The 22,820-nt window shown below is 69.5% G+C and carries 23 protein-coding genes, 1 pseudogene and 1 riboswitch; of the genes and pseudogenes, 13 read left to right on the top strand and 11 right to left on the bottom strand.

What is annotated here, in order from left to right:
* Both VM306_RS32835 and thiD read left to right on the top strand, forming a co-directional pair.
* Window positions 1-852 (top strand): phosphomethylpyrimidine synthase ThiC (locus VM306_RS32835; protein WP_325521785.1); only part of this gene is annotated, 852 nt, incomplete at its 5' end.
* Window positions 849-1,667, top strand: a complete 819-nt coding sequence (gene thiD / locus VM306_RS32830; RefSeq protein ID WP_325521783.1) for a bifunctional hydroxymethylpyrimidine kinase/phosphomethylpyrimidine kinase — start codon at window positions 849-851, stop codon at window positions 1,665-1,667. The genes VM306_RS32835 and thiD, both read left to right, overlap by 4 nt.
* A 159-nt stretch (window positions 1,668-1,826) precedes the next feature.
* Here the strand turns inward: thiD and VM306_RS32825 are convergent, their stop codons facing one another.
* The 4 genes from VM306_RS32825 to thiO form a co-directional block, all read right to left on the bottom strand.
* Window positions 1,827-2,270, bottom strand: a complete 444-nt coding sequence (locus VM306_RS32825; protein ID WP_325521781.1) for a MarR family transcriptional regulator — start codon at window positions 2,268-2,270, stop codon at window positions 1,827-1,829.
* A gap of 76 nt (window positions 2,271-2,346) precedes the next feature.
* On the bottom strand, window positions 2,347-3,102 hold the full coding sequence (locus tag VM306_RS32820) for a thiazole synthase (protein WP_325521779.1): 756 nt from the start codon (window positions 3,100-3,102) through the stop codon (window positions 2,347-2,349).
* 1 nt (window position 3,103) lies between these two features.
* On the bottom strand, window positions 3,104-3,304 hold the full coding sequence (gene thiS / locus VM306_RS32815) for a sulfur carrier protein ThiS (RefSeq protein ID WP_325521777.1): 201 nt from the start codon (window positions 3,302-3,304) through the stop codon (window positions 3,104-3,106).
* Window positions 3,301-4,287 (bottom strand): glycine oxidase ThiO, encoded by a 987-nt coding sequence (thiO, locus tag VM306_RS32810; protein ID WP_414672477.1) that lies wholly within the window; start codon window positions 4,285-4,287, stop codon window positions 3,301-3,303. Before thiO ends, thiS begins: the two co-directional genes overlap by 4 nt.
* Window positions 4,282-4,393: riboswitch (TPP riboswitch) on the bottom strand. It overlaps the preceding gene by 6 nt.
* A gap of 26 nt (window positions 4,394-4,419) precedes the next feature.
* On the opposite strand from thiO, the gene thiE reads away from it, so the two are divergent.
* Complete coding sequence (gene thiE / locus VM306_RS32805; protein WP_325521775.1) at window positions 4,420-5,058, top strand: thiamine phosphate synthase; 639 nt, start codon at window positions 4,420-4,422, stop codon at window positions 5,056-5,058.
* A gap of 31 nt (window positions 5,059-5,089) precedes the next feature.
* A complete protein-coding gene (locus VM306_RS32800; protein WP_325521773.1) occupies window positions 5,090-5,851 on the top strand; it encodes a class III extradiol ring-cleavage dioxygenase in 762 nt (253 codons plus the stop codon).
* Between the two features lie 43 nt (window positions 5,852-5,894).
* Here the strand turns inward: VM306_RS32800 and VM306_RS32795 are convergent, their stop codons facing one another.
* Window positions 5,895-6,257 carry a MerR family transcriptional regulator gene (locus tag VM306_RS32795; protein WP_325521771.1) on the bottom strand — a complete coding sequence of 121 codons (363 nt, stop codon included), beginning with the start codon at window positions 6,255-6,257 and terminating at the stop codon, window positions 5,895-5,897.
* Here VM306_RS32795 and VM306_RS32790 point away from each other — a divergent pair.
* Entirely contained in the window at window positions 6,256-7,083 is an 828-nt protein-coding gene (locus tag VM306_RS32790; protein WP_325521768.1) for an SDR family oxidoreductase, read from the top strand. The genes VM306_RS32795 and VM306_RS32790 overlap by 2 nt on opposite strands.
* Window positions 7,084-7,140: 57 nt before the next feature.
* Here VM306_RS32790 and VM306_RS32785 read toward each other — a convergent pair.
* A pseudogene (locus tag VM306_RS32785) lies at window positions 7,141-7,662 on the bottom strand (TetR/AcrR family transcriptional regulator); the annotation flags it as partial.
* Between the two features lie 62 nt (window positions 7,663-7,724).
* Here VM306_RS32785 and VM306_RS32780 point away from each other — a divergent pair.
* The gene (locus VM306_RS32780) at window positions 7,725-8,615 is read left to right on the top strand and encodes an NADP-dependent oxidoreductase (protein WP_325521766.1); all 891 of its coding nucleotides are present in this window, start codon (window positions 7,725-7,727) and stop codon (window positions 8,613-8,615) included.
* Window positions 8,616-8,668: 53 nt separating this feature from the next.
* Here VM306_RS32780 and VM306_RS32775 read toward each other — a convergent pair whose 3' ends face one another.
* Window positions 8,669-9,655 (bottom strand): S1 family peptidase, encoded by a 987-nt coding sequence (locus VM306_RS32775; RefSeq protein WP_325521764.1) that lies wholly within the window; start codon window positions 9,653-9,655, stop codon window positions 8,669-8,671.
* Between the two features lie 706 nt (window positions 9,656-10,361).
* Between VM306_RS32775 and VM306_RS32770 the strand changes: the two genes are divergently transcribed.
* Both VM306_RS32770 and VM306_RS32765 read left to right on the top strand, forming a co-directional pair.
* Window positions 10,362-11,291 carry a threonine/serine dehydratase gene (locus VM306_RS32770; RefSeq protein WP_325521762.1) on the top strand — a complete coding sequence of 310 codons (930 nt, stop codon included), beginning with the start codon at window positions 10,362-10,364 and terminating at the stop codon, window positions 11,289-11,291.
* Window positions 11,288-12,196, top strand: coding sequence for a threonine/serine dehydratase (locus VM306_RS32765; protein WP_325521760.1), 909 nt, complete (start codon window positions 11,288-11,290; stop codon window positions 12,194-12,196). Before VM306_RS32770 ends, VM306_RS32765 begins: the two co-directional genes overlap by 4 nt.
* 17 nt (window positions 12,197-12,213) lie before the next feature.
* Here the strand turns inward: VM306_RS32765 and VM306_RS32760 are convergent, their stop codons facing one another.
* Both VM306_RS32760 and VM306_RS32755 read right to left on the bottom strand, forming a co-directional pair.
* Window positions 12,214-13,671 (bottom strand): MFS transporter, encoded by a 1,458-nt coding sequence (locus tag VM306_RS32760; protein ID WP_325521758.1) that lies wholly within the window; start codon window positions 13,669-13,671, stop codon window positions 12,214-12,216.
* The gene (locus VM306_RS32755; RefSeq protein WP_030480591.1) at window positions 13,668-14,423 is read right to left on the bottom strand and encodes a GntR family transcriptional regulator; all 756 of its coding nucleotides are present in this window, start codon (window positions 14,421-14,423) and stop codon (window positions 13,668-13,670) included. The genes VM306_RS32760 and VM306_RS32755 overlap by 4 nt, the downstream gene beginning before the upstream one ends.
* 221 nt (window positions 14,424-14,644) lie before the next feature.
* Here VM306_RS32755 and VM306_RS32750 point away from each other — a divergent pair, with 221 nt between their 5' ends.
* Genes VM306_RS32750 through VM306_RS32730 form a run of 5 tightly spaced genes read left to right on the top strand, consistent with a single transcriptional unit; the run spans window position 14,645 to window position 20,205 of the window.
* Window positions 14,645-15,919, top strand: a complete 1,275-nt coding sequence (locus tag VM306_RS32750; RefSeq protein ID WP_325521753.1) for an extracellular solute-binding protein — start codon at window positions 14,645-14,647, stop codon at window positions 15,917-15,919.
* Window positions 15,920-15,929: 10 nt separating this feature from the next.
* Window positions 15,930-16,925 carry a sugar ABC transporter permease gene (locus VM306_RS32745; RefSeq protein WP_325521751.1) on the top strand — a complete coding sequence of 332 codons (996 nt, stop codon included), beginning with the start codon at window positions 15,930-15,932 and terminating at the stop codon, window positions 16,923-16,925.
* On the top strand, window positions 16,925-17,743 hold the full coding sequence (locus tag VM306_RS32740) for a carbohydrate ABC transporter permease (RefSeq protein WP_325521749.1): 819 nt from the start codon (window positions 16,925-16,927) through the stop codon (window positions 17,741-17,743). The genes VM306_RS32745 and VM306_RS32740 overlap by 1 nt, the downstream gene beginning before the upstream one ends.
* Window positions 17,744-17,746: 3 nt before the next feature.
* Window positions 17,747-19,165 carry a glycoside hydrolase family 3 protein gene (locus VM306_RS32735; protein ID WP_325521747.1) on the top strand — a complete coding sequence of 473 codons (1,419 nt, stop codon included), beginning with the start codon at window positions 17,747-17,749 and terminating at the stop codon, window positions 19,163-19,165.
* On the top strand, window positions 19,162-20,205 hold the full coding sequence (locus VM306_RS32730; RefSeq protein ID WP_325521745.1) for an SIS domain-containing protein: 1,044 nt from the start codon (window positions 19,162-19,164) through the stop codon (window positions 20,203-20,205). Before VM306_RS32735 ends, VM306_RS32730 begins: the two co-directional genes overlap by 4 nt.
* Window positions 20,206-20,262: 57 nt before the next feature.
* Here VM306_RS32730 and VM306_RS32725 read toward each other — a convergent pair whose 3' ends face one another.
* Complete coding sequence (locus tag VM306_RS32725; protein ID WP_325521743.1) at window positions 20,263-21,312, bottom strand: serine hydrolase domain-containing protein; 1,050 nt, start codon at window positions 21,310-21,312, stop codon at window positions 20,263-20,265.
* Window positions 21,313-21,581: 269 nt separating this feature from the next.
* Window positions 21,582-22,781: an N-acetylglucosamine-6-phosphate deacetylase gene (nagA, locus tag VM306_RS32720; protein ID WP_325521741.1), complete on the bottom strand. Its 1,200-nt coding sequence runs from the start codon at window positions 22,779-22,781 to the stop codon at window positions 21,582-21,584.
* Window positions 22,782-22,820 lie beyond the last annotated feature (39 nt).

Genomic DNA, 22,820 nt, shown 5'->3' with positions numbered 1-22,820 from the left:
GGCTCGATCATGGCGAAGTGGTGTCTTTCCCATCACAAGGAAAGTTTCCTCTACACGCACTTCCGCGAGATCTGCGAGATCATGGCGGCGTATGATGTCTCGTTCTCCCTCGGCGACGGGCTCCGGCCCGGCAGCATTGCCGATGCGAACGACGAGGCGCAGTTCGCCGAGCTCAAGACCCAGGGCGAGCTCACCCGGATCGCGTGGGAGTACGACGTGCAGGTCATGAATGAGGGGCCGGGGCACATCCCGATGCACCTCATCAAGGAGAACATGGACAAGCAGCTCGAGTGGTGCGACGAGGCGCCGTTCTATACCCTGGGCCCGCTCACCACCGACATCGCCCCGGGCTACGATCACATCACCAGCGCCATCGGGGCCGCGATGATCGGCTGGTACGGCACCGCGATGCTCTGCTACGTCACCCCGAAGGAGCACCTCGGCCTGCCGAACCGGGACGATGTGAAGGCGGGCGTGATCGCGTACAAGATCGCGGCACACGCCGCCGACCTCGCCAAGGGCCACCCCGGCGTCCAGGACTGGGACGACGCGCTGTCGAAGGCGCGCTTCGAGTTCCGCTGGGAGGACCAGTTCAACCTGTCGCTCGACCCGGACACCGCGCGCTCGTTCCACGACGAGACGCTCCCCGCGGAACCGGCGAAGACGGCGCACTTCTGCTCGATGTGCGGGCCGAAGTTCTGCTCCATGAAGATCACGCAGGACGTGCGGCGCTACGCCGAGGAACGCGGACTGTCCACTGTGGAGGCGATCGAGGCGGGCATGGCGGAGAAGTCCGGCGAGTTCGCCGACACGGGCAACAAGGTCTACCTCCCGGTCGTGGAGACTTCGTGACGCAGACACCACCCAGGGTCCTCACCATCGCCGGAAGCGATTCCGGCGGTGGTGCGGGCATCCAGGCCGACCTCCGCACGCTCTTCGCGTGCGGAGTGCACGGCTGCGTCGCACTCACGGCCGTGACGGTCCAGAACTCGCTGGGCGTCACGGGAGTCTCCGAGATCCCGGCGGACGTCGTGGCGGCGCAGATCATCGCGGTGGCCGAGGACATCGGTCTGCAGGCCGCGAAGACCGGCATGCTGGCCTCGGCGGCCATCATCGAGGCGATCACACCGGCACTGGACCGCGTCGGGATCGGGCGCGGCGGTCGCACGCCGTTCGTCGTCGACCCGGTCTCGGCTTCGATGCACGGCGACCAGCTGCTGGCCGACTCGGCGCTGGACGCGTTGCGGGGCCTGCTCTTCCCGCGCGCGACGCTCGTGACGCCGAACCTCGACGAGGTGCGGCTGATCACCGGGATCGCGGTGAAGGACCGCGCGGACCAGCGCGTGGCGGCGGAGGCGTTGCACGCGCTCGGCCCCGAGTGGGTGCTCGTGAAGGGCGGCCACATGTGGGACGACCCGGAGTGCCTCGACCTGCTCTACGACGGCCGCGAGTTCATCGAACTGCCCGGACCTCGCTACGACACCAAGCACACGCACGGCAGCGGCGACACGTTGGCGTCGTCGATCAGCTCGGCGCTCGCTCGTGGTGCCTCGGTGCCGGAAGCCGTGCGGTTCGGCAAGGACTTCATCGTGCGCTCGGTCGCGGCCGCCTACCCGCTGGGCGGCGGCGTGGGACCGGTGTCGCCGCTGTGGAGGCTGGACGGCTGAACCCTGTGGAGCCGTACGTGCTCACCTCCCAGGGCGGTGACCCGGAGACGTTTTCAGGGCGCCACCACTGGTAACCGAGCGAGACCGACGTGCGGCCGGTGAACGTCGAGAAGTCACCGGCACGACGGCAGCCGTCGTGCCGGGCTCGCTCGTCCGGCGCTACTTCGACTCCTCGCCGACCAGTGTCTCCAACGCGTCCAGCGCGTTCACCAGCGCCGAGACGTGCTCGGGCGTGAGCTGCTCGATCCGGCGCTGCAGTTCGCGCACCCGCGCGGACCGCACGCCGGACACCATCGTCTCGCCCTCGGGCGTGGGGGTGGCGAGCCAGGCGCGGCCGTCCTGCGGGTCGGGTTCGCGCTTCACGTACCCGGCCTCGACCAGGGCGGCGACGATGCGGGACAGCGTCGGGGGTGCCACGCCCTCCTTGTTCGCCAGGTCGCCCAGGCGCATGGGGCCGCAGCGCGCGAGGGTGGCCAGCGCGGAGACCGCGCCGGGGCCGAGTCCGGGGGAACCGGTGCGTCGCAGCAACCGGGCCAGCCGGCCGATCGCCAGGTACAGGCGCGCGGTCGCGTCCTCGACCTCGGCGTCAATGGGGGCCGTCACGGCTTGTCGTCCTCCTCGGCGGGATTCAGGTAGTTGTCAATCATCCCCCAACACGTGAGTACCCACGGTAGCGACCTCAGAGCCCCGGCGAAGACGCTTGGGCCCAAAAGCGCTGCGGAATTCGTCCGGCCAACCGCGCCAGCCGTCCGCCCTCGACCGCACAACGCATGGCGGCGCCCATGCGTTCCGGGTCCTGCGCGCGGGTGACCGCCGTCGCCAGGAGCACCGCTGAGCAGCCGAGTTCCATCGCCAGCGCCGCATCCGAGGCGGTGCCGATGCCCGCGTCGAGCACCACGGGGACCGAAGCCCTGGAGGTGATCATCTCGATGTTGTGCGGGTTGCGGATGCCGAGACCCGTGCCGATGGGCGAGCCCAGCGGCATGACGGTCGCGCAGCCGATGTCCTCCAGCTTCCGCGCCAGGACCGGATCGTCGTTGGTGTAGGGCAGGACCACGAAGCCGTCCCCGATCAACCGCTCGGCCGCGTCGAGCAGCTCGACCGGGTCCGGCAGCAGGGTCTCCTCGTCGTGGACGACCTCGAGCTTGACCCAGTTGGTCTCCAGGGCTTCGCGCGCGAGCTGCGCGGTCAGCACGGCCTCGGCGGACGTGCGGCAGCCCGCGGTGTTCGGCAGGACCTCGATTCCCAGGCGTCGCAACAACTCCAGCACGCCGGTCTGCCCGGCGGCGTCGACCCGGCGCATCGCCACGGTCGTGAGCTCGGTGCCGGAGGCGACCAGAGCGCGTTCCAGCACGGAGAGGTTGGCGGCACCGCCGGTGCCGGTGATGAGCCTGGACCGGAACTCCCGGCCCGCGATGATCAACGGGTCGTCCACGTCAGCCTCCCTGGACCGCGGTCAGCACCTCGACCACGCCGCCGTCCGGCACGATCGTCCTGTCCCACAACGCCCTCGGCACCACGGCACCGTCCAGTGCCACGGCCACACCGGACGACGGCGCCCCGACCAGCGTCACCACCGCCGCCACCGACGTTCCGTCGGCCAGGTCCCGCGAAGTGCCGTTGACCTGCGCTTTCACGCGCTTCCTCCCTCGATCAGCTCGACCACGAGACGAGCGGTGTGCGGTGCCAGCAGGAGTCCGTTGCGGTGGTGGCCGGTCGCGGCGATGACGCCGGGTTCGAGCCAGCGCACCACCGGGACGTTGTCGGGGCTGCCCGCGCGGAACCCGACGGCGGCCTCGGTCAGCGCGTACTCGGCGATGCCCGGCAGCACGGTCTCCGCGTCCCGCAACAGGTCTCGCACGCCCGCGACCGTCACATCGGTGTCGAACCCGGCCTCGTACTGGGTCGCGCCGACGACCAGACCGTCCTCGCGCGGCACCAGGTACACGGACCGTCCGGACACCGAGGCGCGGATCGTCCTCGTCGGCGGCGGCAACGCCCCCGGCCGTGCGGACAGCCTGAGGATCTCGCCCTTCACCGGGCGGATCACGTCCTTCAGCGCCGGGTGCAGCGCGCCGCTCCACGCACCGGCGGCGATCACCGTGACGCGACCGTCCACAGTGGAGTCGAATGTCACACCCGCGTCGTCGCAGGCCTTTCGCAGAGCGGAAAGCAGCTCTCGGTTGTCCACCGCCAGATCGCCGCGGACGAGCATCCCGCCGCGCACCGCCGGTCCGAGCGAGGGTTCAAGCTGTCGGATCGCTCGATTGTTCAACAATTCTACCTCCGAATTGTTGAACAATCCGACGATCCTACGCAGGTCAGCGAGATCACCGGGCGAGGTCCCGACGGTGATCGTCCCCTTGTTGAACAATCCGACACCCAGCTCGGCCGCGAACCCAGGCCACAGCGCGAGGGCCTCGACGCCTTGCGCCGTAACGGTTTCCTCGCCGTGCCACGCCTCGGCGACGGGAGCGAGCATGCCGCCTGCGACCCGAGACCCGGCGTGCGGCGAACCGAGATCGCTCACCGACACGGAGAACCCGGCCCGCGCCGCGCACCAGGCCACGGACAGGCCGATGACACCGCCACCCACGACGGCCACTTCCACACTGCTCAAGGCATTCACGCTCCCTGCGCCGGCATGACCCGGATCAGGTTCGACGGTCGGAGCGAACCACGCTCCCTCTCAGCCCGGTGTTCTCCAGGCTCCCGTGCGGACCGACTTCAACATAACGGTTAACGTGCGTGCGTGCCAGGACTCGACGGAAACCTGATCAGGCAACGACTCGCCGACGCGACGCTCTACCTCTGCACACCGAACCGGCCTGATCTGGCCGAGTTCGCGGACGCGGTCCTCTCCGGCGGCGTCGACATCATCCAGCTGCGGGACAAGTCACTCGAGGCGAAGCAGGAGATCGAGGCGATCGAGGTCCTCGCCGAGGCCACCGCACGCCACGGCAAGCTGCTCGCCGTCAACGACCGCGCGGACATCGCGCACGCGGTCGACGCGGACGTGCTGCACCTCGGCCAGGACGACCTCCCTGTCCCGCTCGCCCGCCGGATCATCGGCGACGAGGTGGTGATCGGCCGCTCCACCCACGACGTCGGCCAGATGCACGCGGCCGCAGAAGAGCCTGGCGTGGACTACTTCTGCACCGGCCCGTGCTGGCCGACCCCGACCAAACCGGGCCGTCCGGCACCGGGACTCGACCTCGTCAGGGCGACGAAGTCCGAGCGCCCGTGGTTCGCGATCGGCGGCATCGACCTCGCGAACCTCCACGAGGTCAAGGAAGCCGGAGCCACCCGCGTGGTCGTCGTCCGCGCCATCACCGACGCCGAGGACCCCCGCGCGGCAGCCCAGTCGTTCAAAATTGAACTTGATCGTTGAAATTTGAACAAACTGGCGTACGCTCGAGGACGTGAGCGCACCAGTGCTGTACCTGAGCCACGGGGCACCCCCGCTGGCTGACGACGAGACGTGGACCAGAGAGCTCAGGGACTGGTCCGCCACCCTCCCGCGCCCGGAGGCCGTGCTCATGGTCTCCGCGCACTGGGAGGAGGCGCCGACGACCATCGGCGCGACCACCACCGTGCCGCTGGTCTACGACTTCTGGGGCTTCCCACAGCGCTACTACCAGGTCACCTACGAGGCGCCGGGCGCGCCGGGGCTGGCCGACGACGTGCGCAAGCTCCTCGGCGGCCACGTCGAGCAGGACGAGACGCGCGGCCTCGACCACGGCGCCTACGTGCCGTTGAAGGAGATGTTCCCGGACGAGGACGTGCCGGTGCTGCAGATGTCGCTGCCCACGCTCGACCCGCGCAAGCTGCACGAGGTCGGCCGCAAGCTGGCGCCGTTGCGGGACAAGAACGTGCTCATCGTCGGCAGCGGCTTCATGACCCACAACCTGAGCTGCGTGAACTTCCCGGCCGGACCGGACTACGAGCCGCCGTCGTGGTCGAAGGAGTTCGACGACTGGGCGCACCGGCGGCTGGCCGACGGCGACGTCGACGCGTTGCTCGACTTCCAGCACAAGGCTCCGGCGGCCGGCATCGCCCACCCGAGGACCGAGCACTTCGCGCCGCTGTTCGTGGCACTGGGCGCCGCGAGCGACGAGAAGGCCCGCACCAGCGTCGACGGCTTCTGGTACGGCCTGTCGAAGCGATCAGTGCAGTTCAGTTAGTGGTGCGTCGAAGTGTGCTCAGCCGACCAGGCCCGCGGCGCGGTCAACGGACCGGACGCGCCTCGTAGCCGCCGTCGAGGTAGGCGTCCAGCCGCCGGCGACGCTCAGCGATGTGCTGTTCCTGACGCAGGAGTTCGTCGCGGACCTGCCGGACGCGCGCCAGAAGTGCGGCGCAGTCGCCGCGCGGGTGCTCGCCCTGGGCGCACGGCAGGATGTCGCGGACCACGTCGGACGACAGACCGGCGCGGAACAGGTCCTGGACGAACGCGACGACCTCGACCGACTCGGGAACGTACTCGCGGTACCCGTTGGATCGGCGCTCGCTGCGCAACAGGCCCTGCTGCTCGTAGTAGCGCAGCGCCCGGCTGCTGACGCCGGTCGCCTTGCTCAGCTCGCCGATGCGCATGCGTCAGTTCACCTTGACATTGACGTCAACGTCAAGGTTTAGCGTCGAGATCATGACCACAGCAGCGCAGATCCGCGGCAAGTTCGCCGTCGTCACCGGCGCCTCCACCGGCATCGGGGCGGCTGTCGCCGAGCGGCTGGCCGCCTCCGGCACGCACCTCGTCCTGGTCGCCCGCGATGGCGACAAGCTCGACGAGACGGCCACGCGGCTGAGCCGGCGCCACGGAGTGACCGTGCGCGCCCTCCCACTCGATCTCGCCACCGCCGACGCGCCGGCCCGGCTGGCCAGGACGTTGGCCGACCAGGGCATCGAGGTGGAGATGCTGGTCAACAACGCCGGTGCCAGCGCGCGAGGGCCGGTAGTCGGCGGCGATCCGGCCCGGTTCCGGTCCTTGATCGACCTCAACGTCACCGCGGTGACCGAGCTCACCGCTCTCCTGATGCCCGCGATGGTCGCCCGCGGCCACGGAGCCGTCGTCAACATCGCGAGCACCGGGGCGTACGTCCCCGCCCCCTATCTGGCGGTGTACGCGGCGACGAAGGCGTACGTCCTGTCGTTCACCCGTGCTCTGTGGGCGGAAGCTCGAGGCACCGGGGTCCGGGTGGTGGCGGTCAGCCCCGGTCCCACGAAGACACCGATGAACAACCGTGGCACGCGAAGCGCCGAGACTGTCGCCACCACTGTGTTCCGTGCCCTGTCAGGCAAGGGACCGGCGGTCATCGACGGCAAAGCCAATGCGCTGACCACTTTCTTGTTCGCCAGGTTGCTGCCGACGCGCCTCACCCTCGCCATCGCGCGGCGCATGCTGGCCAGAAGCGGTGTCTGACAGATCGACACCCGCACCGACGTCGCGTGAGGCACCACTGGCCGCGCCTTCGAGGAACAGGGTGGCGAACCGGCGCGCCGCGGCCGGTGTCGCCACCCGGACACCCCCGCTCGCCATGAGCAGGAGCACCAGGTCGTCGACGGTGAAGTCCGGCCGCAGCCGCCCGGTCGCCTTCGCCCGGCGCACGAGCTCGGCGAGCCGGCGGAACGCCGTGTCGCGCACGGCCGCGAAGTCGATCGCCCTGGGGAACGTGCTCGTGAACGCCGCGGCGAACCCCCGGTTCAGCACGTGGACGACGCAGACCTCCTCCACGGTCCGGCGGAACCCCTCCCAGGCGTCGGCGTGCGCCAGACCCGCGGCGACAGCGGCCGTGCAGGCCGCCATCTGCTCCGAGAACACCTCCACGACCAGTGCTTCCCTGGTGGGGAAGCGCCGGTAGAGGGTCGCCGCGCCCACCTCGGCGCGGCGGGCGATCTCCCGCATCGACACGTCCAGGCCGTCCGCGGCGAACGCCTCGCGCGCGGCGGTGAGGATCCGGTCGCGGTTGTCCCGGGCGTCCGAACGCAGGTTGTGAGTCACTTCCGCCGTCACCGTCTCAGTTTGGGCGAAGCGGACGCCCTGTTCCACTACCTTCGCCGCCCATGCGAGCACTCCAGTTCTCCGAGTTCGGCCCGGCCGGCGTGCTGCACGTGGCCGACGCCGCCGAGCCCCACGCGGGTCCCGGTCAGATCCGCGTCGCCGTGCGGGCCTCTGGCGTCTCCCCGGCTGACGCCGCACTGCGCGCCGGACGGTTCGGCGCGGTCGTCCCGCTTCCCCACGTGCCGGGCGTGGACGCGGCGGGCGTCGTCGACGAGATCGGCGACGGGGTCACCGGCGTCCGGCCGGGCGACGAGGTGTTCGGCATGGTCGACCTGGCCAGGTTCGGCGGCGCCAACGCCGAGTACGCCGTGCTGGCGGCGTGGGCTCCCAGACCGGCGGCCCTGAGCTGGGAACAGGCGGGTGGCGCGGCGACGAGCGCGGAGACCGCCACCAGGGCACTGGACCTGCTCGAGGTGCGCGACGGCACGACGGTGCTCATCGCCGGAGCGGCGGGCGGTGTCGGCACGGCCGCCGTTCAACTGGCTCTCGCACGGGGCGCGCGGGTGATCGGCACCGCCGGCCAGGACACCCAGGACTTCGTGGCCGGGCTCGGCGCGATCCCGGTCGTCTACGGCGAAGGCCTGGCAGACCGGGTTCCGGAAGCGGACGTGGTGCTGCACTGCGCCGGCGAGGTGGACGACCTGGTGGCGATCGCCGGATCACCGGACCGCGTGCTGACGATCACCGGCGCGCAGGGGGTCCGGTCGACCTCCACGATGGGTCCCGGCGCGGACCCGCAGGCGTTGCACGGTCTCGGCGACGCGGCCGCACTCGCCGACAAGGGCCGGTTCACCGTGCCGCTCGCCGGGGTCTTCCCGCTCGACGAAGGTCCGGCCGCGCATGAGCTGAGCGAGACCGGCCATGCCCACGGCAAGATCGTCCTCGTCAGTTGAAGAAGCGCTGTGACACCGGGGTGTCACAGCGCTTCACAGGTCGAGCTGGAGAACTAGCCGCGCGTCAGGGTGAGGCCGTAGCGCGACAGGATCGGGTTGACCGGCTGGAAGTAGGTCGTGCCGCCGGACGAGCAGTTGCCCGAACCACCGGACGTCACGCCCTGGGCCTGGCTGTAGCCCGAGCCCGCGACCCACGAACCACCGGAGTCACCCGGTTCCGCGCAGACGTTGGTGCGGGTGAGACCGCGCACGGTGCCCTGCGGGTAGCTCACCGACTGGTTCTTGGCCTGGACGGTGCCGCAGTGCCAGCCGGTGGTGGAGCCGGAACGGCAGATCGCCGCGCCGACAGCAGCTTCGCTGGAACCCGTGATGGTCACGTTCGAGCCGTTGTAGCGGTTGACCCACGGACGCGGGGTCCAGTTGGAGTTCGTGCGCACCCAGGCGTAGTCGTTGCCGGGGAACGTCGATCCCGCGAAGGTGCCGGCCGCGACGCGGTTGTAGCCCTGGACGGTCGTGCCGGTGGTGCCGCAGTGGCCCGCCGTCACGAAGCCGCCGCTGACCGAGAAGCCGAGCGAGCACCGTCCGCCGCTGCCCATGTAGATGGCGTCACCACCACGCAGGTCGTACAGCGTCGTCGGGTTCTCGGTCACCTCCTCGACCTTGACGGCCGAGCCGAAGGACTTCGCGGTGGCGATGAACTTGTCCGCCGCGGCGTCACGGGTGTTCTTGTTGACCTCGACCACGACGGAGTTCGACTTCTCGTCGACCCGCCAGGTCGTGATCGCCGCGGGGGCGCTCATGAGGTCGAGGACTGCCTTGGTCCCGCTGAGCTGGGTCAGGGAGTTCTGGACGACCTTGGTGTCCGCGCCGGTGACGGAGAGTCCCGGCTTGGTCACGGCGACGGTCAGCCTGCCGCTCGCCTGGTCGATCCAAGCTCCACCGAACGCGTCGCCCAGAGAGGCCTTCGCCTGCTCCGCGAGTTCGCCCGATTTCTGGTCGGACGCCAACCGGACGCGTGCCTGGTCAGCGTTCAGGCCCAAATCGCGCTCCATCGCTTGGAGCAATTCGGCCGGGTAGCTCTCCGTGTCGGAACCGGTTGGGGCGACTGGTGCGGCAGGCGCGCCAATCGCCGGTACGCTGAGAGCAGTGACGACTCCGGTGGCGAGCAACACGGCACCGGTAATACGGGCCGCACTCGTGCGGTTCATCAAGCGTCTCCCTCACTTTCGGGTGCAGGGGAACCCGAGAGATCGGTTGCAGGGACCTCTCTCGGGGGCTCTAGGGGGACGGGTGGTGGGGCGGCGGCAGGGGTCGCCCCACCCCTCCCACTTCCTTCCGGCGTGCTGTCGCACAGAGGACGCTGCGCTCAAGTGGTGCTTCCACGAGCCTCATCGCGTCCTCCTCCGTCTCTTTTGGGGCTAAAAGTTCGCCCGTTCGAGTGACTTTGTCGAGTCGTTAGCTATGACGCTCCGACCCGTTCGTGGTCGAAGTGTGTCACAGCTCACGACAGATCAACTCCGTTGCGTAGCAATTGACAGTTAACTATCGCTCAACGTAGTGACGTGATCACCGAATGGGTTCAGGCGTGGGACGACGGTGCCGCGCTGTCGCCCGGCTGTCCGGAACCTGTCGACGACGAGGGCGGCGTGGTCGTCGCGAAGCCGGTGGGATCGGCGATGACGGGGACACGTAGGACGTTGGGCACAGTTCACGAGTTGTGCGCCGGTGACGTGCATCATCGACGACATGCGCCTGGTGACCCTCGAAGACGTCCAAGCGGCTGCCGCCGCGATCGCCCCGCACGTCGTGCGCACCCCGTTGCTGGCGTTCGACTCCGGCCTGATGATCAAGCCCGAGTGCCTGCAGCCCATCGGGGCCTTCAAGCAGCGCGGCGCGGTGAACGCGTTGTCCCGCATACCTTTCGAGGACCGCGAGCGTGGTGTCGTGGCGTACTCGAGCGGTAACCACGCGCAAGCGGTCGCCTACGCCGCCAAGTCACTGGGCATGCCCGCGGCGATCGTGGTGCCGGAGAACACGCCGCAGTTGAAGATCGACGCGACGCGGGTGCACGGCGCCGAGGTGTTCGTCGTCGGCATCACCGAACGCGAGTCGCGCGCCGCCGAACTGGTGGAGGAGCGGAAGGCCACGCTCATCCCGCCGTTCGACCACCCCGACGTCATCGCCGGGCAGGGCACCGTCGGCCTGGAGATCCTCGAGGACTTCCCCGACGTCGCAACGGTTCTGGTCCCGGTGAGCGGCGGCGGGCTGCTCTCGGGCGTCGCGACGGCCATCAAGTCGTTGCGCCCCAACGTCCGCGTGATCGGTGTCGAGCCGGAGCTGGCCGGTGACGCCGCCGCGTCGTTCGCCGCCGGCGAGCTGGTGCGGTGGGACGCGCACGACCGCGCCCGCACGTCCGCCGACGGCCTGCGCGCCGAGCCCTCGGACCTCACCTGGGCGCACATCCGCGAGTACGTCGACGACTTCGTCACCGTGTCCGAGGACGAGATCCGCGACGCGATCAGGCAGATCGCCCGCCGCACGCGGGTGGTGGCCGAACCGAGCGGCGCCGTCCCCGTCGCCGCGTACCTGAACCGCGACCTGCCCGCCGGTCCGGCGGTCGCCGTGGTCTCCGGCGGCAACATCGAGCCGGCACTGCTCGCGTCGATCCTCGGATGATCACGTTGTCAGACGTCCGCTCGGCGGCGGCGGTGATCGCACCCCACGTGGTGCGCACGCCGCTGCTGCCGTTCGGTCCCGGCTGGCTCAAACCGGAGAGCCTCCAGCCCATCGGCGCGTTCAAGCTCCGCGGTGCGCTGAACGCGTTGGCGCGGCTGGAAGACCGGTCGAACGGCGTGGTCGCCTACTCCAGCGGCAACCACGCCCAGGCCGTGGCGTTCGCGGCACGGCTGCACGGCGTCCCGGCGGCGATCGTGATGCCGGACAACACCCCGGCGGTCAAGATCGAGGCGACGAAGGCGCTGGGTGCCGAGGTCTTCATCGTCGGCATCACCGAGCGCGTGGAACGGGCGGAGGCCCTGGTCGCCGAACGCGGCGCGGTCCTGATCCCGCCGTTCGACCACCCGGACGTCATCGCAGGCCAGGGCACCATCGGCCTGGAGATCCTGGAGGACCTGCCGGACGTCGGCGCCGTCGTGGTGCCGATGTCGGGCGGCGGCCTGATCTCCGGTGTCGCCACGGCCGTCAAGTCGCTGCGCCCCGACGTCCGCGTGATCGGCGCGGAGCCCGCGCTGGCCGCCGACATCGCCGAATCACTCAAAACGGGCGAACTGGTGCGCTGGAACCCTCTGCGGCGCGCCCAGACAGCCGCTGACGCGTTGAGAGACGAACCATCAGCGCTCACCTGGTCCCACATCGCCGAGTACGTCGACGACGTGATCACCGTGTCCGAGGACGAGATCTTCGCGGCGATGGCCGGGGTGGCCCGGCGCGCCCGGCTCGTCACCGAGCCGAGCGGTGCCGTCGCGGTGGCGGCGCAGGAGAAGCTGGGCGGGACGGGCGTCGCCGTCGTCACCGGCGGCAACGTCGACCCGGCACTGCTGGTGCGCGCGCTGACGGGCTGAGCACCACCAGGGCGTTGTCAGTGCACCTTCTCGCCGCCGGACCTGATGTGCGTCGGAGGACCCTCCACACCGCAGTGCAGGCACTCTCCTGGATGCGGCGCCTCGTGCTGCTCGGGCGCCGCGTCCAGCACCCGGTTGTCCACGCCGACGGCCAGCACGCCACCGATGATCGCCGCGACGGCGCACAGCACCAGCGCCATCTGCCAGCCGGCGGTCATGACGGCCGGGTTCGCGTAGTCGCTCCCCACCAGGCCCACCGCCGCGGGCAGCACGGCCGTCGCGAGCAGGCTGCCGGTGCGGGCCACGGCGTTGTTCACGCCCGACGCGACTCCGGCGTGGTGATCAGGCGCGGACGCCAGCACGGTCGCGGTCACCGGGGCGACCACGGCGGCCAGCCCGATGCCGAACACCACCACGCCGGGCAGCACACCGGTGAGGTAGGAGGCTCCGGGAACGGCGTTGCGCAGCAACAACATCCCCAGCCCGATCAGCACCGGTCCCACGATCAGCTGCACGCGCGGGCCGTAGCGCTGGGCGATCTTGCCCGACGTCGAGGACGCCAGCAGCATGATGATCGTCAGCGGCACGCTGGCCAGCCCGGACGCGGTCGGCGAGTACCCGAGCGAGATCTGCAGCTGCAGCACGAGCAGCACCATCACGCCGCCCAGCGCTGCATATACGAGGAACGTCAGAACGTTCGACAGTAGGAACGTTCGATTGTTGAACAATTCTACGGGCACGAGCGGGTCGCGAGACCGTTTCTGCAGCACGCCGAAAGCCGCCATGGCGAGCAATCCGAGGATTGTCACCACGTAGGATTGTTCAACAATCCCACCTGTCAACAAAGCGAGCCCCAGAGCCCCGACCAGCGCGGACAGGTAGTTGGGGTGACCGGCGGACTCGTCCCGGGACTCCGGCACGAACTTCCACGCCAGGAAGACGCAGGCGGCCGCGACCGGCAGGTTCACCAGGAACGCCAGCCGCCACGACCAGGCCTGCACCAGGAGACCGCCGACCAGCGGCCCCACGGCGGTGGCCACACCCGAGAGCCCCGACCAGGCGCCGATCGCCCGGGAGCGGTCCTCCCGGTTGAACGACGACTGCAGGATCGCCAGCGCACCCGGCGTCAGCAACGCCGCACCGACGCCCTGCAGCACACGGGCGCCCACCAGCATCGGCACGTTCCAGGCGGCGCCGCACAGCAGCGAGGCGACGCCGAACCACACGACGCCCACCACGTAGACCCGCCTCCGGCCGAACCTGTCGCCGAGCGAGCCGGCGACCAGGATCAGCGAGGCCAGCGCGAGCAGGTACCCGTTGAGGATCCACTGCAGGTCGGTGACCGACGCGCTGAACTCCGCCGCGATGCGGGGCAGCGCCACGTTGACGATCGTGCCGTCGAGCATGGCCATGCCCGAGCCGAGGATCGTCGTGGCGAGCACCGCGCGGGCGCGCGGGGTGCCCCACGCGATCAAGACGGCCTGTTCAGCGTGGCCACGAACTTGTAGCGGTCACCCCGGTAGACCGAGCGCACCCACTCGATCGGGTTGCCCTCGGTGTCGAACGAGTGCCGCGACAGCAGCAGCATCGGCAGGCCGATGTCGGCGCCGAGCAGCTCCGCCTCCTCCGGCGAGGCGAGCGCGGTCTCGATGGTCTCCTCCGCGTGTCCCATCTCGACGCCGAACCGCTCGGACAGCACCTGGTACAGCGAGGCGCCGGGCGCCAGGTACCGGCGCAGACCGCGGAACCGGCCGAGCGCGAGGTGGGTCGTCTCGATCGCCATCGGCTCGTTGTCGGCCAGGCGCAGGCGGTGCAGGCGCAGCACCTTGGCACCGGGACGCACGCCGAGGTACCGGGCGAGCTCCGCCTCCGCCGGCATCTCGGAGGCCTCGATGAGCTTGGACGACGGCACGCGGCCCTGGGCTCGCATGTCCTCTGTGTACGAAGACAGCTGCAACCTCTGGGCGACCTTGGGCTCTGCCGCGAAGGTGCCCTTCCCCTGCACTCGGAGCAGCCGGCCTTCGACCGTCAGCTCGGCCAGGGCCTGGCGAACGGTCGTCCTGGAGACGTCGAACTCCGCGGCGAGCGACCGTTCCGTGGGGATCGGCGACCCAGGCGGCAACGCCCTCAACAGGTCGAGCAGGTGCCGCTTGAGACCCCAGTACTTGGGTTCGCGTTGCGCCCGCGTCCTGGCGTCCACGCCTGATGCAGGCGTCGTCTCCAGCATGGCCTCCTCCTCGCACTCACGTCACGCCCCACAAGGATGCCTTGTCCTTGCCGGTTCGTGCGGCCGAACCCCCGCCAACGGCACAAAAAAGGTCCGAGGACTCCGCAACGCTTTGGCAACGCGCTTGACAGGACCGGTGACGCAGCACACGCTGTCCCACATTGGTCTACACCACTTGGACGTTCCGGCGAGGGCCGGGCTTGGTGAAAGGGCGCGACACTGTGAAGGCCTGGAGAGGACTCGCTGCTGGTGCCGCCGCACTGGCAGTGGCCGTGTCCGGATGTGGCACGAGCACGAACAGCGGTAGCAGCACGGAGACCAAAGAGATCACCGTGTGGCTCATGGACGGCTCCGCGCCGACGACCCTGACCGACGCCTTGAACAAGGAGTTCGAGAGCGCGAACGGCATCAAGGTCAAGTACGAGGTCCAGAAGTGGACCGGCATCCAGGAGAAGCTGACCACGGCACTGGCCAGCAGCACGCCCCCGGACGTGATCGAGCTCGGCAACACCCAGACCGCGAGCTTCGCGGACCAGGGCACCCTGGCCGATCTGACCGCGGACAACGGGCAGTTCAACGGCGGTGAGTGGCTCGGCGGCCTCAAGGACTCGCTGACGCTCAACGGCAAGCAGTACGGCGTGCCGTTCTACGCCGCGAACCGCACCGTCATCTACCGCACCGACCTGCTGCAGGCAGCGGGTGTCGCGCAGCCGCCGGCCTCGCGTGCCGAGTGGATCGACGCGATCAACAAGCTCAAGGCCGCGAACGCGTCCAACCCGGACTTCCAGGCGCTGTACCTGCCTGGTCAGTCCTGGTACTTCCTGCTCTCGCTGATCTGGGACGAGGGCGGCGACATCGCCAAGCAGGACGGCGGCAAGTGGACCGGCACGCTCGACACCCCGCAGGCGAAGGCGGGCTTCGAGGCCTACAAGGCGATCTACGACGCGTCGGCCGCCAAGAAGGTCCCGGCTGACATCGACGAGGCGAAGCCCCAGCAGATGGAGGTCTTCGGCACGGGCAACGTCGGCATGATGGTCGGCCTCCCGTGGGAGCTCGCCGGTGCCGTCAAGGCCAAGCCGGAGCTGAAGGACAAGACCTCGGCGTTCCCGATCCCGTCGAAGAAGGCCGGCTCCGCCGCGCCCGTGTTCCTCGGTGGCTCGAACCTCGCGATCCCGGCCTCCAGCAAGAACGCGGACGCCGCCAAGAAGTACCTCGCGCTGCTGTCGACCAAGAAGTACCAGGACCAGCTCGCCGAGGGCGGCGCTGTTCCCGGTACCTCGAAGGACACGTCGAAGCTCTCCACCAACGCGATCGGCAAGGCCATGGCGGACTCCTCCCCCAACGGCAAGGTCACCCCGGTGACGCCGAAGTGGGCGGCCGTCGAGGCGGGCCAGAACCCGCTGAAGGACGCTCTCACCGCGTACCTGACCGGCGCGAAGACGCTGGACCAGGCGACGAAGGACGCGAGCGACGCCATCACCAAGGCGATGGCCTAGCCCAGCTGAGATGACGGCCGTCAAAACGACCGAAACGGCAGCGCCGGCGGGGACCCTCCCTCCGGCGCTGCCGCCTGCCGTGACGGGTGGCGCTCCCAAGCGCCGCCGGGGCAGCACCTTCGACAGGCTGCTGCCCTACCTGCTGCTGGCCCCCGCTCTCATCGCGATCCTCTGGCTGATCGGCTGGCCGGTCGTCTCCGTCTTCGTGACGAGCTTCCGCCGGCTGAACCTCGGCGAGCTGGTGCGCGGCGAGATCGTGTGGACCGGCTTCGACAACTACGCGGCGGTGCTCCAGGACGAGCGCTTCTGGACCGTCTCGCTGCGGACCGTCGTGTTCACCGTGGCCGTCGTCGTCGCCTCGGTGGGCATGGGTCTGGGCATCGCGCTGCTGATGCGCGTGCTCACGCCGTGGGTGCGGATCGCGTTGCAGATCGCGATGCTCTGCGCCTGGGCGATGCCGATCCTCGCGTCCACCACGGTGTACCAGTGGATGTTCGACCAGAACTACGGCATCTTGAACAAGACGCTGGTGCAGCTCGGGTTCGACTCCTTCGCCGGCTACTCGTGGTTCTCCTCCGGCACCTCGACGCTCTCCGTCGTCGGCCTGCTGATCGTGTGGCAGGCGATCCCCTTCCTCGCCTTCTCGCTCTACGCAGGACTCGTCGGCATTCCCCGCGACCTCTACGAGGCGGCGGGCATCGACGGCGCGACGGGCTTGCAGACGTTCCGCGCGGTGACGTGGCCGGAGATCAAGTCGCTGCTGATGATGGTGACGTTCCTGTCGACGTTGTGGGACTTCAAGGTGTTCGCCCAGATCTGGGTGTTCCGCGAGGGCGGTCCCAGCGGTGAGAGCACGACGCTGCCGGTGCTGCAGTACCTGGAGGGCATCGCGAAGAGCCACTTCGGCGTCGCGGCCGCGATCTCCGTGCTGATGATGGTCATCCTGGGCCTGATCACGTTCCAGTACCTGCGCAAGCTCCTGCAGACCGAGGAGGGGAAGATCTGATGCTCAAGAAGTCGGCGGCCAACGTCGTTGGTCTCGCACTCGCTCTGTTCTTCCTCTTCCCGACGTACTGGATGATCACGTCGGCGATGAAGCCCAAGGGCACGACGATTACGTCGGACTACGACCTGATCCCGTTCTCGGTGACGTTCTCGAACTTCGTCACGGCGTGGACCAAGCCGGGCTTCCTGTCCTCGCTGGGCAACAGCCTGCTGGTGACGCTGACCGCGGTGCTCGCCGCGATCATCGTCGGCATCACCGCCGCGGTGGCCATGTCGCGCTTCGCCTTCCGCGGGCGCAAGGGCTTCGTGCTGCTGATGCTGGTGGCGCAGATGGCGCCGTTCGAGGCGTTGCTGATCCCGATGTTCCTGATGATGCGGGATCTCCAGCTGTACGAACACCTCTCGTCGCTGGTGCTCGTGTACTTCGCGGTGACGTTGCCGTTCTGCGCGTGGACGTTGCGCGGGTTCGTCAACGGCATCCCGATCGAGCTCGAAGAGGCCGCGATGGTCGACGGTTGCGGCCGGTGGGGCGCGTTCCAGAAGGTCACGCTGCCCCTGCTGGGACCGGGTCTCGTGGCGACGTCGGTGTTCGCGTTCATCACGGCGTGGAACGAGTTCCTGTTCGCCAAGGTGCTGATCCGCAGCCAGGACAGCGAGACGCTGCCCGTGTGGCTGTCCGGGTTCCAGACCGCGTTCGGCACCGACTGGGGTGGCGCGATGGCCGCGTCCGTCCTGTTCACCGTGCCGGCGCTGGTGTTCTTCCTGATCGTGCAGCGCAAGATGGTCGCCGGCGTCACCGCCGGTGCAGTGAAGGGATGACGCGTGGATCAGTTGGCCGCAGCCGTTCTGCTTCCCGGTTTCCACGGAACGACCGCCCCCGACTGGTTGCTGCGGCGCGTCGCTGACGGCCTCGGCGGCGTTGTGCTCTTCGGGCGCAATGTCGTCGACGACGCCCAGGTGACCGCGCTGTGCGGCGAACTGCGTTCGGTGCGCCCGGACGTGGTGATCGGCATCGACGAGGAGGGCGGCGACGTCACGCGTCTCGACGCGGGCCGCGGCTCCGAGGTGCCGGGCAACCACGCCCTGGGCGCGGCGAACGACCTCGACCTGACCCGTTCGGTGGCCGCCTCCATCGGCTCCCGGCTGGCCAAGTGCGGGATCTCGCTGAACCTGGCGCCGTCCGCCGACCTCGTGCTGACGCTGGACGACCCGATCATCGGCGTCCGCGCGTTCGGCTCGGACCCGGTCCTGGCCGCCCGGCACGTCGCCGCGTGGGTCGAGGGCCTGCAGACCATGGGCGTCGCCGCGTGCGCCAAGCACTTCCCGGGCCACGGAGCGTCCACAGAGGACTCCCACGAGCAGCTCCCGGTGCTCCCGCGCACCGAGGAACAGCTCCGCGCCGTGGAGCTGGTGCCGTTCCAGGCGGCCGTGAACGCGGGCGTCCGCTCGATCATGACCGGCCACCTCGTGGTCCCCGAGTGGGGCACCGCGCCGGTGACGCTGAACAAGCACGCCATCGACCTGCTGCGCACCGAGCTGGGCTTCACCGGCGCGGTGATCACCGACGGCCTGGACATGAAGGCAGTGGGCGGCGACCTGGCCCACGGCGCCGTCCGGGCCCTGGCGGCAGGCGTCGACGCACTGTGCCTGGGCGGCATCGCCCTGGACGACGACGACCTGCGGTGGCTGATCGACTCGATCGTCGCCGCGGTGAAGTCCGGCGCGCTCTCCGAGGAACGCCTCACCCAGGCAGCGGCCCGCTCGCTGGCCCTGGGCCTCCCCCCGTCGACCGTGGACGCCCACGACGCTGAGATCGGTCTCACGGCCGCTCGACGCGCGATCGAGGCACGCGGCCGGGTTAGTGTCGGAACGAACCCGGTGGTGGTCGACCTGGTGGTGGACCCGTCGATCGCAGTTGGCGACGTCCCGTGGGGCCTGGGCCCCTACCTGACGGAGGTGCTCCCCGGCACCGAGGTGATCGCGGCACGCGACATCACAGCGGAAGAAGTTGCGAAAACCGCAGGTGACCGCACGATTGTCGTGGTGACCAGAGACGCCCACCGCCACACGACCGCTCGACAACTGGTAACAAACTTAACTAATCTGGGCAGCGAGGTCGTGCACGTGGAAACCGGCGTGCCGGGCCCGGACCTGGGCAGCGTCGCCCGCATCGACACCCACGGCGGTTCTCGGGTGAGCCTCCGAGCCGCGGCCGAGCTGATCCTGAAAGGCACGACATGACCACGCCCCAGCCAGGCCGGCACATGGCAGCGGAGATCGCCGCACAGCCGGAGATCTTCTCCTCGCTGTACAACGCGCGAGCGGCCATCGCCGAGGTGGCAGCGGTGATCCGCGACCGAGCCCCGCGCTTCGTCCTGTTCGCGGCCCGAGGCTCGAGCGACCACGCCGCCATCTACGCCAAGTACCTGACCGAGATCCTGCTGGAACTCCCCGCGGGCCTGGTCTCGGCCTCGACGACCACCCTCTACGGCGCGGAACCAGACCTCCGCGACGTCCTGCTGGTCACCGCCTCCCAGTCGGGCGGCTCCCCCGACCTGCTGGAGGTCACCGCCGCCTACCGCAGGCGAGGCGCCCTGACGGTGGCCGTGACCAACACGTCCGACTCCCCGCTGAACGCGGCAGCGGAACTCTCCGTGGACGTCTCCGCGGGGGTGGAGCACGCGGTAGCCGCGACCAAGACCTACTCGGCCACGCTGCTGGCGTTGTACCTGCTGATCGACGCCGTGCGCGGCGGCAACGGCGAGGCAGCCGCGTCGTTGGGCGACCTGGCGCAGGTGACCCTGGACGCCTCGGCCCCGACCGTCGAGGAGGCCGTCCGCCGCTACCGCTTCGTGGACCGAGTCCTCACGACGGGCCGCGGCTACTCCTACGCGACGGCCCTGGAAGCCTCCCTGAAACTGGCGGAGACCTCCTACCTGGCAGCCCGCGCCTACAGCGGCGCGGATCTGCTGCACGGCCCGGTGGCAGCAGTGGACGGCGAGACGGCAGTCCTGGCGATCACGTCCCTGGGCAAGGGCGGCGACAGCCTGCGAGACGCCCTGGACGTGATCCACCAGCGCGGAGCAGACGTCGTGGCGGTCGGCTCGGCATCGGAGAAGGTGGGGGCGACCCTGGCGGTCACCATCCCGGAAACGGCCGAGGAGGTGGCGCCGATCCTGGAAATCCTGCCGGTGCAACGCCTCGCCTACGGCCTGGCCCTGGCCAGGGGCGGCGACCCGGACAGCCCGAGGGGCCTGAACAAGGTGACCCGCACCCGTTAGTCGTCGTGCGTGGAGGGCCGCCCGGAGCTGATCCGGGCGGCCCTTCGTCGTTCCCGCTCAGCCGAACACCGCGGCGATGAGCTTCTTCACCACTTCCTGGAACACCGCCGACAGCGACAGGCCGGCGTCGTCGACGTAGTTCAGCGCGACGGTCAGGGTCTTGGCGCCGTCGGCCGTGGTGTACATCAACGCGGCGTGGCCCATCGCGCCGCCGTTGTGCGTGATCACCTTGCCGCTGCCGGTTTCCTGCACGAACACCCCCAGGCCGTAGCCCACCTCCGGGTGCGGGTCGAGCATCTCCGCCAGCAACGGCGCCGGCAGGAGCTCACCGCGGACGAGCGCGGTGATGAACGCGTGGAGGTCACGGGTCGTCGAGATCATGTCGCCACCGCTCGAGATCCACGACGGGTCGAGCCGGGTGACGTCGACCGTCTTCTCCTCGCCGCCGTCGTCGTAGCGGTAGTACGCGTGGGCGTGCGGCTCCGGGACCTCCCAGCCGGTCGGCACCGAGGTGCCGGTGAGCCCGAGCGGTCCGATGACCAGCCGGTGCATCTCCTCGGCGAACGGGCGGCCGGTGACCCTCTCGACCAGCAACCGCGCCACCACGTAGTTGGTGTTGGCGTAGCTCCAGTCCGCCCCCGGCCCGAACCGCGCCGGCTTGCTCAGCGCGAACCGCACGAGGTCCTCCGGCCGGTGGTGCTCGAACCGGCTGTCCACCCATGCCTTGCCCTGCCAGGTGATCCCCGGTGCGACCGTGCCGTCCTCGTGGTACTCGCCGGTGTGGTTGAACAGCCCGCTGGTGTGCTGCAACAGCATCCGCACCGTGATCCGGCGGTCGATCCCGAACTCGGGCAGGTGGTCGTCCACCGGGTCGTCCAGCGCGATCCCGCCCTCCGCGACGAGCCGCAGGACCGCGACCGCGACGAACGTCTTGGTGTTGCTGCCGATCCGGACGTGCCCGTTGGGCGGTGGCTCCGCGCTTCCCCCCAACTCGCTCAGGCCCGCCTGGAAGGACCGTTCACCACGTTCGTCGTGCACGCGGATCTCCACACCGGTGAACCCGGCGTCGACGATCTCCTGAGCGATGGACCGCAGCTGCTCGGACATGTTCGTGGTCCTTTCGCGTTCGGTGGTCTCCCGTTTGTTTCTGACATCGAAAACGCTACGTTGCGTTCGCAGTCGTCAGCAACAACAGATATTGCACCGAAGCTGCATAAAGCCTGTCCAAACCCTGCTTATTGTTGCAACCAGCTCGAAATCTAACGCAACGATCGAGCCCAGGATGATTGCAATGAGTCGGATTTGAACGCTACGGACACACAAGGGCGCCTCCCTCCGCACGTGGCGGAGGAAGGCGCCCTTCGGTTCGGTACTGCTTACTGGCCCGCGGTGGCGTACCCGGCGGCGACCGGCGCCGCGGGCACCTCGGCGTCGAACACCACCCGTCCGTCGACCCAGACCTTCTTCGGCCGCAGCTCGTCGTCCCACCAGACGAGGTCGGCGACAGCACCCGGCGCGAGGCGGCCGAGACCGGACTCCCCGATCACCTCGGCCGGCACGATCGTCGCCGAAGCCAGTGCATCGGCCACCGGCACACCCACCGACACGATGTTCCGCACGGCGCGGTCCAGCGTGAGGGCGGACCCGGCGATCGTGCCCTCGGGCGACCGCGGCACACCGTCCTCGGTGAGCAGCACGTCCGCCCCGCCGAGGTGGTAGCGGCCGGGCGGCATGCCCGCGGCGGCAACGGCATCCGTGACCAGCGCGACCCGCGCTCCGGCCGCGTTGAACACGAGCCGGCACACGTCGGGGCCGACGTGTGCCAGGTCCGCGATCAACCCGAGGGTGAACCGCTCGTCGACCAGAGCCACACCGGGCACACCGGGTTCGCGGTGGCCGAGCGGCCGCTGGGCGTTGAACAGGTGGGTGACCATCCGAGCCCCGGCATCAGCAGCCTCACGGGTCTGCTCACCAGTGGCATCGGAATGCCCGACAGCAACCAGAACCCCAGCCGCGACAAGACGGCGAACAGCCTCGAGACCACCGGGCTGCTCAGGCGCCATGGTCACCATGCGCAACGCACGGCGAAGGGTGTCGTCCTCCAGCAGGGCCGAGATCTGGGAAGGCCCAGGCTCGACCATGAAAGACGGGTCGTGCACTCCGGCCCGCTTGGGTGACAGGAACGGCCCTTCGAGGTGCACTCCCAAAGGCCGAGCCCCCACCCCGTCCGGCAACGCGGCGGAAGCCGACAGAACGGCCCTGGCCTGCCTCAGCACCACGTCGACCGGTGCGGTGATCAACGTGGGCAGGAACCGGGTCACACCGGTCGACGGCAGGGCTTCGGCGACGGCGCGCATCCCGGCGGCGTCCACCTCGGCGAAGTCGACGCCGACGGCGCCGTTCACCTGAACGTCCACCAGGCCCGGTGTCAGCAGGCCTCCGGACAGGACCTCTGCGCCAGGTGGTGCTTCACCGGTGGTCACCTCGACGATGCGGCCGTCCCTGATCCGCACCGAGGCAGGACCGACGATCGTGCGACCGAGCAAAGCGCGCGGTGCTGCGACAACGGCGTCCAAGATCCCTCCCTGAATGGTCCAGACCATTATGGCGACAAC

Source organism: Lentzea sp., from assembly GCF_035525475.1.
Classification (GTDB): domain Bacteria; phylum Actinomycetota; class Actinomycetes; order Mycobacteriales; family Pseudonocardiaceae; genus Lentzea.
Note: the sequence above shows the minus strand (reverse complement) of the source record. Positions and strands in the feature narration are given on the sequence as shown.

What these genes read in the sequence shown, in the direction of transcription:
- VM306_RS32745 (WP_325521751.1), top strand. Translation starts at nt 15,930, where the DNA reads ATGACGGCCGTCAAAACGACCGAAACGGCAGCGCCGGCGGGGACCCTC.
- VM306_RS32725 (WP_325521743.1), bottom strand. Translation starts at nt 21,312, where the DNA reads ATGTCCGAGCAGCTGCGGTCCATCGCTCAGGAGATCGTCGACGCCGGG.
- VM306_RS32780 (WP_325521766.1), top strand. Translation starts at nt 7,725, where the DNA reads ATGCGAGCACTCCAGTTCTCCGAGTTCGGCCCGGCCGGCGTGCTGCAC.
- VM306_RS32740 (WP_325521749.1), top strand. Translation starts at nt 16,925, where the DNA reads ATGCTCAAGAAGTCGGCGGCCAACGTCGTTGGTCTCGCACTCGCTCTG.
- VM306_RS32730 (WP_325521745.1), top strand. Translation starts at nt 19,162, where the DNA reads ATGACCACGCCCCAGCCAGGCCGGCACATGGCAGCGGAGATCGCCGCA.
- VM306_RS32765 (WP_325521760.1), top strand. Translation starts at nt 11,288, where the DNA reads ATGATCACGTTGTCAGACGTCCGCTCGGCGGCGGCGGTGATCGCACCC.
- VM306_RS32755 (WP_030480591.1), bottom strand. Translation starts at nt 14,423, where the DNA reads ATGCTGGAGACGACGCCTGCATCAGGCGTGGACGCCAGGACGCGGGCG.
- VM306_RS32795 (WP_325521771.1), bottom strand. Translation starts at nt 6,257, where the DNA reads ATGCGCATCGGCGAGCTGAGCAAGGCGACCGGCGTCAGCAGCCGGGCG.
- VM306_RS32770 (WP_325521762.1), top strand. Translation starts at nt 10,362, where the DNA reads ATGCGCCTGGTGACCCTCGAAGACGTCCAAGCGGCTGCCGCCGCGATC.
- VM306_RS32790 (WP_325521768.1), top strand. Translation starts at nt 6,256, where the DNA reads ATGCGTCAGTTCACCTTGACATTGACGTCAACGTCAAGGTTTAGCGTC.